18 protein-coding genes are annotated in these 16609 nt (G+C 44.2%); 12 read left to right on the plus strand and 6 right to left on the minus strand.

Annotated elements, in window-relative coordinates; all coding sequences use genetic code 11:
- The first annotated feature begins 3 nt into the window (after positions 1-3).
- Genes GRFL_RS08910 through ligD form a run of 4 tightly spaced genes read left to right on the plus strand, consistent with a single transcriptional unit; the run spans position 4 to position 2515 of the window.
- Complete coding sequence (locus GRFL_RS08910; RefSeq protein WP_083644286.1) at positions 4-612, plus strand: DNA polymerase ligase N-terminal domain-containing protein; 609 nt, start codon at positions 4-6, stop codon at positions 610-612.
- Positions 605-1231 carry an ATP-dependent DNA ligase gene (locus tag GRFL_RS18150; RefSeq protein WP_206601042.1) on the plus strand — a complete coding sequence of 209 codons (627 nt, stop codon included), beginning with the start codon at positions 605-607 and terminating at the stop codon, positions 1229-1231. The genes GRFL_RS08910 and GRFL_RS18150 overlap by 8 nt, the downstream gene beginning before the upstream one ends.
- On the plus strand, positions 1177-1605 hold the full coding sequence (locus GRFL_RS18155) for an ATP dependent DNA ligase (protein WP_423738267.1): 429 nt from the start codon (positions 1177-1179) through the stop codon (positions 1603-1605). The genes GRFL_RS18150 and GRFL_RS18155 overlap by 55 nt, the downstream gene beginning before the upstream one ends.
- Before the next feature lies 1 nt (position 1606).
- Positions 1607-2515 carry a non-homologous end-joining DNA ligase gene (gene ligD, locus GRFL_RS08920; protein ID WP_083644287.1) on the plus strand — a complete coding sequence of 303 codons (909 nt, stop codon included), beginning with the start codon at positions 1607-1609 and terminating at the stop codon, positions 2513-2515.
- On the opposite strand, the gene GRFL_RS08925 is transcribed toward ligD, so the two are convergent.
- The gene (locus tag GRFL_RS08925; protein ID WP_083644288.1) at positions 2512-3231 is read right to left on the minus strand and encodes a TerC family protein; all 720 of its coding nucleotides are present in this window, start codon (positions 3229-3231) and stop codon (positions 2512-2514) included. The two genes, ligD and GRFL_RS08925, sit on opposite strands and share 4 nt — an antisense overlap.
- 110 nt (positions 3232-3341) lie before the next feature.
- Positions 3342-3512, minus strand: coding sequence for a hypothetical protein (locus GRFL_RS18020; protein WP_157493000.1), 171 nt, complete (start codon positions 3510-3512; stop codon positions 3342-3344).
- A 160-nt stretch (positions 3513-3672) separates the two neighbouring features.
- Here GRFL_RS18020 and GRFL_RS08930 point away from each other — a divergent pair, with 160 nt between their 5' ends.
- The 7 genes from GRFL_RS08930 (at position 3673) to GRFL_RS08960 (ending at position 9055) form a co-directional block, all read left to right on the plus strand.
- A complete protein-coding gene (locus GRFL_RS08930) occupies positions 3673-4806 on the plus strand; it encodes a DUF819 family protein (RefSeq protein ID WP_083644289.1) in 1134 nt (377 codons plus the stop codon).
- Between the two features lie 72 nt (positions 4807-4878).
- Positions 4879-5658, plus strand: a complete 780-nt coding sequence (locus GRFL_RS08935; protein ID WP_083644290.1) for an Fpg/Nei family DNA glycosylase — start codon at positions 4879-4881, stop codon at positions 5656-5658.
- Complete coding sequence (locus GRFL_RS08940) at positions 5655-6155, plus strand: DUF1697 domain-containing protein (protein ID WP_083644291.1); 501 nt, start codon at positions 5655-5657, stop codon at positions 6153-6155. Before GRFL_RS08935 ends, GRFL_RS08940 begins: the two co-directional genes overlap by 4 nt.
- 80 nt (positions 6156-6235) lie before the next feature.
- Complete coding sequence (locus GRFL_RS08945) at positions 6236-6649, plus strand: transporter substrate-binding domain-containing protein (RefSeq protein WP_083644292.1); 414 nt, start codon at positions 6236-6238, stop codon at positions 6647-6649.
- Positions 6646-7593, plus strand: a complete 948-nt coding sequence (locus tag GRFL_RS08950) for a cation diffusion facilitator family transporter (protein WP_083644293.1) — start codon at positions 6646-6648, stop codon at positions 7591-7593. Before GRFL_RS08945 ends, GRFL_RS08950 begins: the two co-directional genes overlap by 4 nt.
- A gap of 58 nt (positions 7594-7651) precedes the next feature.
- Positions 7652-8554 (plus strand): carbohydrate kinase family protein, encoded by a 903-nt coding sequence (locus GRFL_RS08955; protein WP_083644294.1) that lies wholly within the window; start codon positions 7652-7654, stop codon positions 8552-8554.
- A 147-nt stretch (positions 8555-8701) separates the two neighbouring features.
- On the plus strand, positions 8702-9055 hold the full coding sequence (locus GRFL_RS08960; RefSeq protein WP_083644295.1) for a hypothetical protein: 354 nt from the start codon (positions 8702-8704) through the stop codon (positions 9053-9055).
- A gap of 43 nt (positions 9056-9098) precedes the next feature.
- Here the strand turns inward: GRFL_RS08960 and katG are convergent, their stop codons facing one another.
- The 4 genes from katG to GRFL_RS08980 all read right to left on the minus strand — a co-directional run bounded on the left by katG (position 9099) and on the right by GRFL_RS08980 (position 14139).
- On the minus strand, positions 9099-11360 hold the full coding sequence (gene katG, locus GRFL_RS08965; protein WP_083644296.1) for a catalase/peroxidase HPI: 2262 nt from the start codon (positions 11358-11360) through the stop codon (positions 9099-9101).
- A gap of 142 nt (positions 11361-11502) precedes the next feature.
- A complete protein-coding gene (locus GRFL_RS08970) occupies positions 11503-12156 on the minus strand; it encodes a hypothetical protein (protein ID WP_083644297.1) in 654 nt (217 codons plus the stop codon).
- Positions 12157-12257: 101 nt separating this feature from the next.
- Complete coding sequence (locus GRFL_RS08975) at positions 12258-13106, minus strand: DUF5694 domain-containing protein (protein WP_083644298.1); 849 nt, start codon at positions 13104-13106, stop codon at positions 12258-12260.
- A 64-nt stretch (positions 13107-13170) separates the two neighbouring features.
- Entirely contained in the window at positions 13171-14139 is a 969-nt protein-coding gene (locus tag GRFL_RS08980; protein WP_083644299.1) for a helix-turn-helix domain-containing protein, read from the minus strand.
- Between the two features lie 80 nt (positions 14140-14219).
- Here GRFL_RS08980 and GRFL_RS08985 point away from each other — a divergent pair, with 80 nt between their 5' ends.
- Positions 14220-16553: a TonB-dependent receptor gene (locus GRFL_RS08985; protein WP_083644300.1), complete on the plus strand. Its 2334-nt coding sequence runs from the start codon at positions 14220-14222 to the stop codon at positions 16551-16553.
- Positions 16554-16609: the final 56 nt, after the last annotated feature.

Here is a 16609-nt window from a genome sequence, read left to right on the forward strand (position 1 = left end):
AAAATGGCAAAGGATTTTCTGAAGAAATACCGGGAAAAGCGCGATTTTGATATTTCCGCGGAACCGTTCGGCGATGAGGTGCACAAAAAGGACGAAGACAAACAGATTTTTGTCATTCAGATGCATAACGCGACCAACCTGCACTTCGATTTCAGGCTTTTAGTAGACGGGGTGCTGAAAAGCTGGGCAGTGCCTAAAGGCCCTTCCACAGATCCTCATGTAAAGCGACTGGCCATCAGGACGGAGGATCACCCGTTGAATTATGCCGATTTTGAGGGAGTAATCCCGGAAGGCCAGTATGGCGGGGGAACGGTCATGGTCTGGGATGCGGGTACTTACGAGAATGATAAAACCAACGATCAGGGCGAGAAGATCAGTATGGCCGAACAATTGAGGGAAGGGCACAGTACTTTTATTTTGAATGGAAAGAAGCTGCGGGGCGGATATACGCTTATTCGTACGCGGAAAGGGGAAAAGGAGCAATGGATCCTGAAAAAAGTGGATGATGACCAGGCTGATGCCAGGAGAAACCCGGTGAGCACCGAGAAGAAATCGGTTTTAACAGGAAGAACGATGAAAGAAATTCAAAAGGACGCGGAAAAAAATGGCTGATCTTTCTGCGGAAATTTCTGAAGAATTTCGGGAGCTTCTTCAAAAAGAAGCGCAGCCAGACTGGATGGAACCCATGCTGGCAAAACTCACCCACGAGGTCTTTTCAGACGAAGAATGGATCTACGAACGAAAACTGGACGGGGAACGTTGCCTGGTTTTCAAAAAAGGGAAAAAAGTGCAGTTGTTTTCCCGCAATCAGCAGTCTGAAAACAATACATATCCCGAATTGGTTGAAGCCCTCGAAAAGCTGAAAATTGATTTTATAGCAGATGGGGAAATCGTCGCCTTCAAAGGAAAGATCACCAGTTTTGCAGAACTTCAAAAACGCATGCATTTAAAAGATAAAAAGGAAATTGCCAGTTCTAAAACGGCGGTTTTTCTCTATCTCTTTGATGTAATGCATCTTGATGGATTTAATCTCGTTGGACTGCCGCCTTTGTTGGAGAGGAAAAAATTACTTCGGAAGGAATTTGATTTTAATGATCCTATCCGCTTTACTCCCTACCGAAAAAAGATGGCGAAAAATTTTATAAGGAAGCCTGCCACAAGAAATGGGAAGGTCTCATCGCCAAAAAGTCAAATTCCACCTACTCGCACAGCAGGTCTTCAAACTGGATGAAATTCAAATGTGAAAATCAGCAGGAATTTGTGATCGGCGGGTATACCAATCCTCAGGGCGAGCGGAAGGGTTTTGGGGCTTTGCTGATCGGTTTTTATGACCAGGAAGGGCTGCAATATGCAGGTAAAGTTGGAACAGGTTTTACAGATTCCATGCTCCAAAAGATCAAAACTGACATGACGGAAGTGGCACAGGAAAATTGCCCTTTTCAGCATCCTGGTTCGCTGCCTTCCAAAGAAGTACACTGGTTGCAACCCAAAATGGTTTGCGAGGTGGCTTTTACAGAGTGGACGAAAACCAACAAATTGCGACACCCGCGGTTCCTGGGCCTGAGAAAAGATAAACCGGCCAAAAAGGTCGTTAAAGAAATGTAGCATGGATCAAGAACGGAAATTCGGAAAACGAAATGTAAAATTGAGTAACCTGGAAAAGGTTTTTTTCCCGGAAGCAGGTTTGACCAAAGGCGATCTGCTGGATTATTATGAGAAAATTTCCGAAGTCATCCTGCCCTACCTGAAAGACCGGCCGCTTACCATGATTCGGTTTCCCAATGGCATCAATGACAAGCAGTTTTATCAAAAGGATACGCCTGATTATTTTCCTGATTGGATCCCTACCAAAACTATCAAAAAAAAGGAGGGAGGGGAAACTCATTATGTTATCTGTAATGATCTAGCCACCCTCATGTATCTCACAAACCAGGCCTGCATTACCCCGCATATCTGGCTTAGCCGAAAAGACCAGGCAGATCTTCCAGACAGGCTCATTTTTGACCTCGATCCTTCAGAAGACGATTTTCAGAAATTGAAATTGGCTGCGCGAAAAATCAGGAAATATCTGAAGCAGGAATTCGAACTGAAGAGTTTTATCATGACCACGGGAAGTCGCGGGTTTCATATTAGTATTCCCATCAAACGCCAGTATGATTTTGATGAGGTACGCAGTTTCGCCCAGGCAGCTTCCAAAGAACTGGAAGCGGAATTCCCTGAAATGTTCACTACTGCTTCCCGAAAAGCAAAACGGGATGGAAAAATCTATCTCGACGTGGCTCGGAACGGTTTTGGGCAAACTGCGGTCACTCCTTATTCCGTCAGGCCGATCGAGGGAGCACCTGTCGCGACGCCTTTAGACTGGGACGAACTTTCCAAAAAAGATCTTTCCGCGCAGCGTTATACCATAAAAAATATCTTCCGAAGACTGGGAAGTAAAGATGATCCCTGGAAAAATATGGATGCTGAAGTTCAGGATCTTTCCGCAGCGATCAAAAAACTGCAAAAAGATTAGTCGTTCTTTTTCCGGTAGCGCATGTTCAGCATTTCTATGGCCAGCGAAAAGAATACTGCAAAATAGATATAGCCTTTGGGAACATGATAGTGAGCGCCTTCCACGATCAGCATCACGCCAATCAGTATCAAAAATGATAATGCCAGGATCTGAATGGTTGGATGATCGTTTACGAATTTCCCTACCGGTTTGGCAAAAATCATCATCACGATAATAGCAATTATTACCGCAATGATCATCAGGATTAGTTGATCCGTTAGCCCAACCGCGGTTAAAATGGAATCAAAGGAAAATACAATATCTAGCAGGACGATCTGGATAATGGCAGAGGAAAATCCAAGGTGGGTAGCAGTATTTCCGGTTTTGGTACCGTTTTCTTCATGACCTTCTACTTTATGATGTATTTCCAGGGTGCTTTTGACCAGTAGAAAAATTCCACCGGCAATAAGGATGATATCGCGCCAGCTTAATTCAAAATCTGCAAGCGTGAGAACTGGTTTGGTTAGACCAATGATCCAGGTAATGCTTAGGAGGAGTAAAATTCGCATGACCAGGGCGATGGAAAGACCGCCAAGCCTCGCTTTTTTTTGATCTTTTTCCTCCACTTTGCCCGCAACCAGGGAAATAAAAATGATGTTGTCGATTCCCAGTACAATTTCAAGGAAAGTAAGAGTGAGCAGGGCGACCCAGGTATCAGGTTGAGCAAAAATTTCCATTGTGCAGGCTTAGTTCCACTCAAAAATAGCCAAATTTTGACCAGTGCTAGTTAAAGTTTTCTCAAGAGGAAACCCAAATATCAGTTAAATAAAGAGGTGATAGTCCGGTTTTAGACAGGCAAATTCTGATCATTATCAAATTCACTATTGAGCTTTTCGTATAGTTTTTTCTGGCGTTTGAAGAAAGGTCTTATTTTCCGGATATAGTAAAACCGATGAGCCAGCAGCACCAAAACAGGAACAAGGCTTAGAAAAAGACCGATGAGTAGGAATCGTGACATTTTCTGTAATTTGACTGGAAGTAAGTTAAAAAAATCTAAAAATTGAAAATTTTAACTGTTAAAGAATAAGTGTCTTTTGCGTACTTTTCAGCGTAAAGGCTAATAATTGGCATCAACATGAAAAATTCTTAGTCTAAATTTCTAAAAATTACAATTTCGAATGCAGGCGTTCACGGTTCTTACAATTCTTATTTTGGTCATCTTGGCAAGCGAATGGCTGGCCAGGAATACAATTTTACGAAATATCAGTGCGTCGCTTTTGGTGATCTTGTTCGGGGCCATCCTGGCAAACACTGGGTTAATTCCCAGCGCTTCCACTGCCATTCCCTTATACGGGCATATTTTCCATTACGTGGCTCCTGCCAGTATTTTCTTTCTCCTGCTCGGTGTAGATCTAAAAAATATCAGGAAAGCGGGAGTGCCTATGTTGCTTGCTTTTGGCCTGGGCGCTTTGGGAACAGCGATTGGGGTGATTGTGGCTTTGCAAATCATCGATTACCAGTTGGTTTTTGGGAAAGATTACGCGGCGATCAGCGGGATGATGACCGGGACCTATATTGGTGGAAGCGCCAATTTTAACGCGCTGGCCATTGAATTTGATATGCTTCGGAAAGGTGCTGAATACACCGGCCTGGTCGTGGCCGATAATATAGTCACTACGGTCTGGATGCTTGTGACACTGGTTATTCTGCCCGTTTTTCAGAAGATTTTTCCGCATCCGAAGAATATTCAGCATACGGCCGAAAAAAATACCGATGTAGCGAAACCGGTTAGCCTGATGCAATTACTAATCGTCTTGAACCTGGGGATGCTCACCATTCTTTTTTCTGAAGGTATAGCGAACTGGTTCGCCGAACAAGGGCTTAACCTGCCTTCGATCCTGGTGCTGACAACCGTAGCCCTGATTTTGGCGCAATTCCGGAGTATCCGAAATATGGCTGCTTCCAGGATGCTGGGATTGTTCAGTATTTACCTGTTTTTAGCGGTAGTTGGTGCGTATTGCGAGATCAGTGCCCTGGTGGAAGTTGGGAATTATGCGTTTCAGATCTTGATCTTTACCGTTAGTATTGTCGCCATCCACGGAATTTTCCTGCTGGGAATGTCGGTTTTGTTGAAATTAGACTGGGCGATCGTCGCGATCGCTTCTCAGGCCAATATTGGTGGTTCCAGTACGGCCCTGGCTCTTGCTGAAAGTTTTAAAAGGGATGATCTGTTGCTTCCGGCAATTCTGGTAGGCTCCCTTGGAACCGCGCTGGGAACCTATATTGGATTCCTGGTTGCGGCATTGGTGTGATGAAAAATTACCAGTTTCTTAATAAGCAGCCGTGGCGTTTTTCCGTAATTTCCTGGAGAGAAAAACCTGAAAATGCCTGAATTACCTGAAGTTTCCTATTTTAAAAAATACCTCGACGCCACCGCTCTTCATCAGAAAATCAGGAAAGTTTCCGCGCCTGAGGAGCTAATCCTTGGAACTAAGGAAGTCGCTTTTCAGCAATTGCAGGGAGACCAGCTGAAGGAAAGCAGGCGCTTGGGAAAATACCTTTTCGTAGCTACTGAAAATAGAAATACCTTGATCTTTCACTTTGGGATGACCGGGAATTTTGAATACCGGCAGGGAGAGGAACCACCAAAATATACCTATTTCACGCTGCATTTTGAGAATGATTTTCAGTTGTTCTTTACCTGTCCAAGAAAACTCGCCAGGGTGTATTTAGTGGAAGATGCGGAAGTTTTCCGGAAAGAACATGAATTGGGACAGGATGCTTTGGAGGCTTCAGAAGAAGAATTTCTGGAACTGGCCGATGGTCGCAGAGGCAGTATGAAAGGTTTTTTGATGAATCAGAAGATCATTTCCGGGATTGGCAATTTATATTCTGACGAAATACTGTTTCAGAGCCGTATCCATCCAGCTACTGCCGTAAACGACCTGAATCAAAAAGAACTGAAGGCAATTTTCCGAAATATTGAAAAAGTATTGCTGCGAGTAACGAAAAGTAAAATGGACAGTTCGAGTTTACCGCAAAGCTATATCACGCCATATCGAAAAGCGGGAGCCGCTTGTCCGCGTGGTAATGGAAAGATTGAAAAAGCTAAAATTGCCGGAAGAACCAGCTATTTTTGTGTAAACTGTCAGCCAGCAAAATGAAATATATAGCCTTGTTACGCGGGATCAATGTGGGAGGTCACCGCAAGATTAAAATGCAGGATCTTCGTAAGTTTTTGGAAACAGCAGGTTTTGAGCAGGTACAAACCTATATCCAGAGTGGAAATTTGATCCTTGAAAAACCCGGTGTTGGCTCCAAGGACATCGCCGGAATGATCAAAGAGCTGATTTGGAGTAGTTTTGGATTCGAAGTGCCTGTGGTAGCGTTGGAAGGAAATTATGTTACCGAAATAATTTCAGCATATCCTTTTGAAGCAGAACTGAGCGAGAAGCATTTTGTGTTCCTGGCAACCGAAGTTTTTTCAAGAGATTTTGAAAGGGACAAAACCTATACGAATGGAGCAGATCAATTCCAGCTAGGTTCGCACGGCGTATACCTGAAAATTCCTGGAAAATATCACCAAACGAAACTTTCAAACGCATTCTTTGAGAAGAAACTAGGCGTTGAAACCACGACCCGAAACTGGAAACCATCCTGAAACTGGAAGAGCTGATTCATTTCACAAAAGATTAACTGCGATTTCTTTTTTTCACTGGTCGCCGGGAGTACATTTAATCTATGAAATTCTACGTGCTGCTAGCCTTTTTGGTAACTGCCTGTAACTTTCCGAAAGATCCGGAAAACACTTTTGAAAACGCCCAGGAACACCAGTTGAAAATTGGTGTGACCGAGAATATTCCGTTTACCAGCAAAAATGAAGAGGGTAAAGAAATCGACTTTCTTAAGGAATTTGCCCGTAGTGAAAACCTGGAGACGGAATTTATCTATGGTTCAGAAAGTGACCTGATCGAAAAACTGGAGAAACGGGAAATCGCGATCCTGGCCGGTGGTTTCGATAAAAATACGATCTGGGTTAAAAAAGCTGGGCTTAGCAGGCCGTATGACAGTGTACATGTATTTCTTATTCCGAAGGGGGAGAATAAACTTTTGCAGCATCTGGAGTTGTTCATTCATAAAAACAAGCAGCCATGAGAGGGATCAGAAGTTTTGAATTGCCCCCTGAATTGCAGGAGTCTCTCGAAAAAGCCAAAAAGCTGGAATGGGCAACTATTGGCTATCAGTTATCGGTAGTGGTGGTAATGTTCCTGGTTATGGGAAGTTCAGAAGCTATGAAATCTGCCTGGCTGGAGGATACGCTGGGAATGGTACCATCGGTGGTTTTTCTCATAGCCACGAAGATCAATAATAAGAAACCAGACGATAAATTTCGGTATGGCTACCACCGTGTGTTTACGATCGCTTTCCTGATTGGTGCCACGGCCCTGCTGGTCATGGGCCTATTTCTGGTGATCGATTCCAGTATCACTTTACTGAAAGGGGAACACCCAACTATTGGAACGGTGTTTTTGGGAGACACGCAGGTATGGCTGGGCTGGGTGATGATTGCAGCTTTGCTGTACAGCTCTTTACCGGCGATGTACCTGGGATTCAAAAAGCTTCCGCTGGCGAAAAAACTGCACAATAAAGTATTGTTTACGGATGCGAAAGCTCAAAAAGCCGATTATATGACCGCGTTCGCGGCTATAGCGGGAATCATTGGGCTTGGTGCCGGATGGTGGTGGGCAGATGCCGTTGCGGCGATTTTTATTTCGGTGTCTGTTTTGAAAGACGGACTCACCTATGTGACCACCGCGATACAGGATTTGATGGACCGCTACCCCGTAACGCTCGAAAAAGAAGAGAAAGACCCGATCATCGAAGAACTGAAAGAAAAGATCCTGACCTGGGACTGGGTGAAGGCGGTAAATGTGCGTTTTCGAGAAGATGGTCAGGTTTACCTGGGCGAGGTGGCCTTTATCCCAAATGGGGAAATCAACTTGGAAAAAATGGAATGGGCCTACCAGGAAATTCTTGGTTTTCACTGGAAGATCAATGATGTGGCTATTGCCCCGGTTAAAACCCTTCCGGAATGGTAAGCTCTGCTTCTGAACTAGTATCTAATCTTTTTCTAACTTTAGAAAAGAAACTTGAAATATGGCAAAAAAACTGAATGCGGTTTGCTTCGGAGAAATTTTATTCGATGTCTTTCCCGATAAAGAACGAATTGGCGGTGCACCTTTAAATGTAGCTTTACGGCTAAGCAGCCTTGGTGTAACTACGGAAATGATCAGCAAAGTAGGAGATGACCTTAAGGGAGAAGAATTGCTGGCGTACCTCAAGGCCAATAATATCATAACGGAAAATATCGAAAAAGACCCCAGCTTCGAAACAGGCAAAGTGCAGGTACAACTATCGGCAAGTGGTTCGGCTACTTATACTATAGATTACCCGGTGGCCTGGGACAAGATTGAAGCGACTGAAGCCATGGAGAAGAGTGTGAAAGAGGCTGATTTTTTCGTTTTTGGAAGCCTGGTTAACCGGGACGACAAGAGTCGGGAAAGCTTATTCCGCTTGCTCCCACAGGGCCGTTACAACATCCTGGATCTCAATTTAAGGCCTCCCCACTATTCCAAGGAATTGCTGATCAAACTTTTGGAATACACCGATTTTATCAAATTCAATGATGACGAGCTGTATGAAGTGGCGGCAATGCTTGGGTCCAAGTATCACTCTCTGGAACAAAATCTGCTGTTTATGGCAGTGAAATTTCCAGATCGCAGCATTTGCGTGACTAAAGGTGCCTATGGTGCCGTTCTGATGCACGACAAAAAGCTATATTACAACAGTGGATACAGGGTACAGGTGAAAGATACTGTTGGCGCGGGAGATTCTTTCCTAGCCACCTTACTGGCTAACCTGCTAGGGGAGGAAAATCCACAGCATGCGCTGGATCGTGCCTGTGCGATGGGAGCTTTGGTAGCTTCAGAAGAAGGAGCTACACCGGAAATCACTTCAGAAAGGCTCGAAAAATTCATCGACCCCATGGCAAAGGACTGAAAATGAAGCAACTGAAATGTTAAAATTTACTCTTGCAAAACAATTATTTCGAAATAAATAATATTTTAGGCTCTGATATAAAGAGGATTACGTTTTTTAGATAGGCCCTACATCTATGTTTTACGTAAGCTCGCCTAAATGGTCAGTATGAAAAAACGCTACTCAAACCTACAACTGGTTCTCAACCTTCCGAAGGAACTTTTCAATTTGCTTTTGCTGTTTTTAAGATCTCAGGATCAATTCCCGAAGCGGGATGGAAAGCTGGTTGCGATTAGAAGGAACACTCATACTGAAATTCCATTCTCATACTACTCTCAACCCAAATCTTTTAAAATGAACCGAATCAAATTATTAGGCATCATCACCGTAATGGTGAGCCTTTGCATTGCTTTCCTAAGCGACCGGAGTGACTACCAGTTTTTTAGTACCATTATGATCTTCTTCGGAATTGGCTGGATCATAAAAGGTCGAATTTCCGAAATGAAGGCAAAAAGGGTATAAAAAAACGGCCCTTGAAAGAGCCGTTTTCAAAAATATATAGAGATTATTTGAGGTCAAATCTATCCAGTTCCATGACCTTGGTCCATGCTGCTACAAAGTCGTTCAGGAATTTCTCCTTAGAATCTTCGCAGGCATAAACTTCAGCCAAAGCACGTAATTCAGAATTGGATCCAAAGATCAGGTCTACTCGGGAGCCTGTCCATTTCACCTCGCCAGTACGTCGGTCTTTTCCTTCAAAAAACGCCTGAGAGTCATCAGTAGCTTTCCAGGTTGTTCCCATATCCAGTACATTCACAAAGAAATCGTTTGTTAACTGGCCTGGTCGATCTGTAAATACACCATGTTTAGACTGATCATAATTCACATCCATCACTCTTAAACCAGCTACCAAAACTGCCATTTCAGGAGGAGTTAGTGTGAGGAGTTGTGCACGATCCACCAACATTTCTTCAGCGGCGGTCGAAACATTATCCATTTTTCTGAAATAGTTTCTAAAACCATCTGAAGTTGGCTGAAGTGCATCAAAAGCTTCTACATCGGTTTGTTCTTCCAGCGCATCCACGCGGCCTGGGGTAAATGGAACCTGAATACTGTGACCGGCATCGGCTGCAGCTTTTTCGACTCCGGCACTTCCCGCAAGAACGATCAGGTCTGCAAGAGAAACTTTCTTGTTTCCAGATTGGGAATTATTGAAGTCTTCCTGGATAGCTTCCAGTTTGCTAATCACTTTCTGTAGTTGTGGCGGGTTGTTCACTTCCCAGTGACGCTGCGGTGCAAAGCGAATACGCGCTCCATTGGCACCTCCACGCATGTCTGACCCTCTAAAGGTAGAAGCCGAAGCCCATGCTGTAGAAACCAGCTCAGAAACCGATAATCCGGAATCCAGAATGCTTTGTTTTAGCACATCCACATCGCTGTCTGAGATCAACTCATGATCTACAGCCGGAAGCGGGTCCTGCCAGATCAGATCTTCCGAAGGGACATCTGGTCCCAGATATCGGGATTTTGGTCCCATATCTCTGTGCGTCAGTTTATACCATGCTTTGGAAAATGCCTCGGCAAATTCATCAGGATTTTCATAAAAACGCTTGGAAATTTTTTCATAATCAGGATCCATTCTCAAAGCAAGATCGGTCGTCAACATGAACGGCGCGTGCTTTCTGGAAGGATCATGAGCGTCTGGAACGGTTCCTGCTCCGCCGCCATCTTTTGGTCTCCACTGGTAAGCTCCTCCGGGACCTTTATGTACTTCCCAGTCATAAGAGAACAGGTTTTCAAAAAACTTGTTGCTCCATTTTGTAGGGGTATCAGTCCAGGCTCCTTCAATACCACTGGTAATAGTATTTTCAGCATTCCCGCTGTTGAACGTATTCTTCCATCCAAGTCCCATTTCCTCGATGGTAGCACCAGCTGGTTCTACGCCAACATATTTTTCAGGATCGGCGGCACCGTGTGTTTTTCCGAAGGTGTGTCCACCGGCAATAAGAGCGACGGTTTCCTCATCATTCATGGCCATTCTACCGAATGTTTCCCGAATATCTTTAGCGGCAGCCACTGGGTCTGGATTTCCGTTAGGTCCTTCCGGGTTCACGTAAATCAGTCCCATATGGGTTGCTCCAAGCGGATTTTCCAATGTATTGCCTTCAGCATAGCGCTCTTTGTTTCCAAGCCATTCGCCTTCCGCTCCCCAGTAAATATCTTCTTCCGGTTCCCAGATGTCTTCACGACCACCGGCAAATCCGTAGGTTTTGAAGCCCATGCTTTCCAGAGCCATATTTCCGGTCAGGATCATCAAATCTGCCCATGAAATTTTCTTACCATATTTTTGTTTGATTGGCCAAAGAAGCAGGCGTGCTTTGTCCAAATTGGCATTATCGGGCCAACTGTTCAGGGGTGCGAAACGCTGCGAACCTGATCCGGCTCCACCGCGACCATCACCAATTCTATAGGTTCCGGCGCTGTGCCAGGCCATACGAATAAAAAACGGACCATAATGTCCGTAGTCTGCCGGCCACCAATCCTGGGAGTCGGTCATTAGTTGTCTTAAATCGTTTTTAACGGCTTCAAGGTCCAGTTTTTGAAATTCTTCCGCGTAGTTGAAATCTTCTCCCATCGGGTTAGATTTGGAAGAATGTTGTTTAAGAATGCGAAGATTTAACTGGTTTGGCCACCAGTCTTCGTTGGAAGTTCCGGTTCCGGCCGTAAATTTCACCGCGCCGCCCATAAAAGGGCATTTGCTGGATTCATTCACTTCCCAAACCTTATGGTTATCTGAAGAACCATTGTGATTTCCGTTATTTGCCATTTCTGAAAGTTTTAATTAGTAACAATCTAAATTTACAATGTTTATTTCTTATAGTTTTAAAATTTTGATAGTTAATAACTATTAAGCTTCAGTAAAACTTATTGTCTTATAAAACTGCCAGTTCAAAAAGCTTTTCAGAGAATTAGGCGGTGTTGCAAAATACTTCGGAAGAATTGGAATTCCTGGAGTTCCATAATTTCTGAAATTCGGAAAGCGCTTCCGAAGCTTTGGAACAGTCAGTCTCTGTATTGGGAATTTCTGTTTCCACTGATCCGGCATTTGAAGTTCTCTCGAAATTTTTCTCCAGGCATTGAAGAGCCTTACCATTCAGAAAATACAGGCGCGATTGCGTGATCTGGTCCCTGGTTTGCGTTTCGCCGCCAGATTGCCTATCGAAACTCCAGTCGAGCCGATCTAAAAACACGAAAAATGGCTCCTTATTATATAGGTAAAACCAGTCGGTCGCTTCATGGTGAGAATATTCATTGTACCGATGTTCGATAAGCACAAGCTTCTCATTTTCCGAATAAAATGTGACTTTCCCGGAGCGTTCATTATAGCAATGGTAATTGAAAGATATGGTATCAAGTTTGCCAGTTTTCCGCACGGTTTCAATTTCCGAAAAGCGTTTTTTAATGGTCGCCAGGTCTTTGGGGGGAGTAGTTGCACGAGCAGAAATTTCATTGGTCACTTCTTCAGAATTTCGGTCTGCCTGACGAGTTTTTTCGGTTTGCTGCCTGCAGGAAATCAGCAAAAGCAGGTTCAGCAGCAAAAAAATGATTTTTTCAATACGCATTGCAAAGAGTTTGAGAGCTTTGAAAATACATATTAAATCCTCGGCAGGCGTATGATTTTGACCTGTTTAACCTTTTATTGGCAGGTCATGTGTATTTCGATTCATTCTAAAAACTGTTCGATAGGAACCAATTCCATATCGCGAGAATCTTCGATCAATTGCCCAAGTATTTTCAGGTGTCCCTGCCCGTAGATCACCAGTATGCGATCGTCATTGGAATTTGCCAATTTTTGAATATTCCGGTAGATATTGAGATTCGATTTATACCATTCTCCCACAATTTCGGTCCCGATGCGATTTTCTTCATCCCCAATCTGGGTGGTAAGCAAATAGCCAAAATGATTTTTATTGATCGCTTCTTCCGAATTTAAATACTGTAGCGCTGCCGTCAGTGATTTTTCTGCGAGGATACGGTCATAATTTTGAGCTAGTTCCCTGGCGTTGCTGATTATGGAATCCACGAGCTGCTGCTGGTCATGCTGGGAGGCGAATTCCATAGCCGACTCAAAGTCAAAATTCACCGGGGCATAAGCCAGATACAGTTTTTCATGACCCAGATCTTTTGCCAGTCGAAACGCCAGCTGATCGGTTTCTTCATCAGTCAGTTCATAATTTCCATGGAGAAATTGCTGATATGCCCGATTTAATTCTTCTTCTGATCGATAAGGCCTTTCCACGGCGATCTTGGTAGGCTGAAATTGCTTCAGTTTGGAGATAAGAATTTTGATTTCCTGTTGGGTTTTCTCATTGGAAATGTCGGTTTCTTCCTGGCTAACGGTGTTGTTTTTGGAAACGAAATGCAGCATTCCGAGGATGGCAACAGATGCTTTAGTAGTGGTTTTTTCGGCTTTTTCCGAATGTTTCGTGATTTTTTCAACAGGCCGCTGGCAACAAATGTTCAACAGCAATAACAACAGGAAAACAGGAAATTTAGAAAGGAAAAATTTCATTTTTAAGGAATAGGCCAGTGGTTTCCGCCTGAAGTTAACCTATTTCTTTGAAAATCGCGTCAGCCTATAGTCGGTTTCTAAACTGCCGGGGCGTGCAGCGATATTTCCTTTTAAAGGCCGCAGAAAAATGGGTGGCGTTTTTATAACCCACTTCTTCAGCGATCTGGTAGATCATTTTATTCGTGTTTTCCAGGTCCTGCCTGGCTTTTTCCATTTTCTGGGAGATACTGAATTCGTTGATGGAGCAACCGAAGACCCTTTTAAATTCGTTGTTCAGGGTATGAGCGTTCAGGCCAGATTCCATAGCAAGGTCTTCCAGAGAAAAATTGGTGCGCAGATTAGACAGGATGGTTTTTTTGATATGGGATAATTTTTTCAGAATATGATCAGGAGTAGCGCTTAGGTCGTTCGTAGCATTTTTAGTGTGGGTTTTCAGAAGAATGGCAATCAGTTCCAGGATCCTGGCCCGAAGCAGGATGACATCTGCCTGCTCGCTGAAATCATTTTCCTGAATATCCTCTAAAATGGAGAAAGCCTGTTCGTGAATAGGTAGCAGGATGATTTCTTCTTCGATTCCAGCTTCATTCTTAAAAACGTCATATTCCTTTAAATAATCCAGAGGCACAGCGATCTGTATCTCCTTCAGGATCTTATCAGCCAGGATACGAACCTCCTTCTCAAAAGTCTTTTGGATCATACAGGCCTGCATGCTTTCTAACAAATATTCCTGGTTATTGGCCGTCCTGAAAATCTTTTCACCGCTAAGAATAAAGAAGAGTTGCAGGAATCCCGGTGTTTCTTTCGGCAAAAAGTGAAGATCTTTTGTTAGATGGATTTTGCTGATGTTGACGCAGAGTCTGCCCGTCTTTAACCGAAGAATATTACCAGTACCAAAATCGGGATGGAGTTCGAATTGTTCTTTACTCGTCGAAATACTGCTGGATTTTCTTGAAATACTGCTGGCCAGAGACTCCTGTCCATTCCTCAAGTCCAGTATGGGAACATTTTCCGAATCACGTCTTTTTTTTATCATTTTCCGTCATTTAAATAGCAGGCGAACTCTATAAATTTGCGTCAAACTTATTTAGACTAATTAAAAATAGCAAATATTAGATGAAAATAATTACCAGTTTAATTTGTGTATTATTCGTTTCACTGGCGCTGAATGCCCAGTCAGGAGTGATTGAGGGAAAAGTTACCTCGGGAGATCAATCGCCTATTCCCGATGTGAATATTATGATTGAGAGTCTGAATCTTGGTACCATCACCAATAAACGCGGAGAATTCAGGTTGAAAAATGTGGCAGAAGGATCGTATAATTTGAAGGTTTCTTCCGTAGGATATATTTCCCGCGATATTCCAGTTCAGGTGCAGGCCGGTAAAACTGTGAAAGTTCCGGTGATAGTGTTGCAGGTAAATGAAGAACAATTAAGTGAAGTGATCCTGGAAGGCCACCAGAACCGCTACGTGACCAACGAGCCCAGTTCGAGCCTTCGATTGAATACTGAAATTTTCAAGGTTCCGCAAAATATCCAGGTGATCAGCAATGACCTGTTACAGGATCAGCAGGTCACCAATATGATGGAAGGAGTGATCAGGAACGTGAGCGGGGTGACCATGATCGAACATTGGGGCCATTTTGCCAGGGTGAATATGAGAGGTTTCCGGTTGCCAGCCTTTAGGAATGGAGTGAATGTGCAGGGAACATGGGGGCCTCTTTCTGAGGATATGAGCACCGTGGAGCGTATCGAATTTGTGAAAGGACCGGCAGGTTTTATGATGTCTGCCGGGGAGCCTGGCGGGTTTTACAATGTCGTGACCAAGAAACCAACCGAAAACCCGGTCGCCCAGGCCTCTATCATGCTGGGGAGTTATGACACGTATAGAGGGACGCTGGACCTTGGCGGGAAACTGACCAATAACGGCAAATTGCTCTATCGTTTAAACGGAATGTACCAGACTTCAGATTCTCACCGCGGCAATGAGGATGCGCAACGCTATGGGGTTGCACCGGCCTTAACGTACCAGATTTCTGATAAAACATCGGTAACTGGAGAATTGAATCTTCAGCAGGCCGAAAGCTACATCGGTACCGCCTATGTGTTCGCCCCCAGCGAAGATGGGTATGGCAGCCTGGACCGCGATTTTAAGTTTACTGACACCAATTACCCGGTGACCGATATTCGGGAACTTTCAGCTTTCATCAATGCGAATCACCAATTTTCTGATAACTGGAGCGTTCGCGTTCAGCTGGCGAGCCTTCGTTACGACCAGGAGGGGAATTCTACCTGGCTGCTGGACCTTGCCGATAATGGCGACGCTCATCGCTACGTAAGCATCTGGGATGCGCTTTCTACCGGAAAATATTTCCAGACTTATCTCTACGGAAATTTCAATACCGGCAAGATCAATCACAACATTCTTGGAGGTTTCGACTTCAGTGAAAAGGAATATTGGGCAGATTGGAACCAGCTGGTGGCGATAGATACGGAACAGGCTTTCAATATCTATGATCCGGTCTACGGAAATACAGAAACTCCGCAGTTCGACCGATCAGTAGACCTGAAAGACCGGGAGAATGTTTACAACACCGGGAATACGACGCGAGGTTTTTACGCCCAGGATGAGATTGGCCTGTTTGAAAACAGCTTGAGACTTACTCTTGCCGGAAGATATACCGAACTGGTGACTCTTGGCAAGGAAGAAACCGATCATAAATTCACTCCAAGATTTGGTTTGAGCTGGGATATTTTGCCAGACTTCACGGCCTACGCGCTTTACGACCAGTCGTTTTTAGGGCAGAGCGGGTTAAGTTATGACGGGGAAACCTTCGATCCTGTAGATGCCATCGACGTGGAAGGAGGGATCAAAAAAGCATTTTTCGGTGGTCGTTTGAAAGGTTCCCTTGGAGTTTACCAGATCACCAAGAAGAACGTGCTGGTGACCGATCCCGAACATACCGATTTTTCCATTCAGCTGGGAGAAGTACAGTCTAAAGGAGTGGAATTGGACCTGCAGGGACAGATCACTCCAGAGCTGAACATCATCCTGAATTACGCCAATACTGATGTAGAGATCACCGAAGATACCAATCCTGATAATATTGGAATGAAAGTGGCCGGTCACGCCAAGCACCTGACCAACGGCTGGCTGAACTATAATTTTCCTTCCGAATCTATACTGAATGGTTTTGGGACTTCGTTGGGCTATCAATACCAGATTGATCGTTCTGCCTGGTCCTGGGGAGCCGACAATCAAACTGATCTGCCGGATTATTTCCGACTGGACGGCGCGGTTTCCTGGAAAAATGACAAAGTGCGAATTCAGCTGAATGTGAACAACCTTTTGGATGAATACCTGTACTCAGGGTCTAACTACGGCTCATACCTGTATTGGCAATCAGAGCCCGGCATTAACGGGAGACTGACCCTGACCTATAACTTTTAATGTTGTTTTTGTTTGAGTTTTTCAATGTTTAACCAACAGCCCTTATTCCGATAAGG

The sequence above is a fragment of the Christiangramia flava JLT2011 genome (assembly GCF_001951155.1).
Lineage (GTDB): Bacteria > Bacteroidota > Bacteroidia > Flavobacteriales > Flavobacteriaceae > Christiangramia > Christiangramia flava.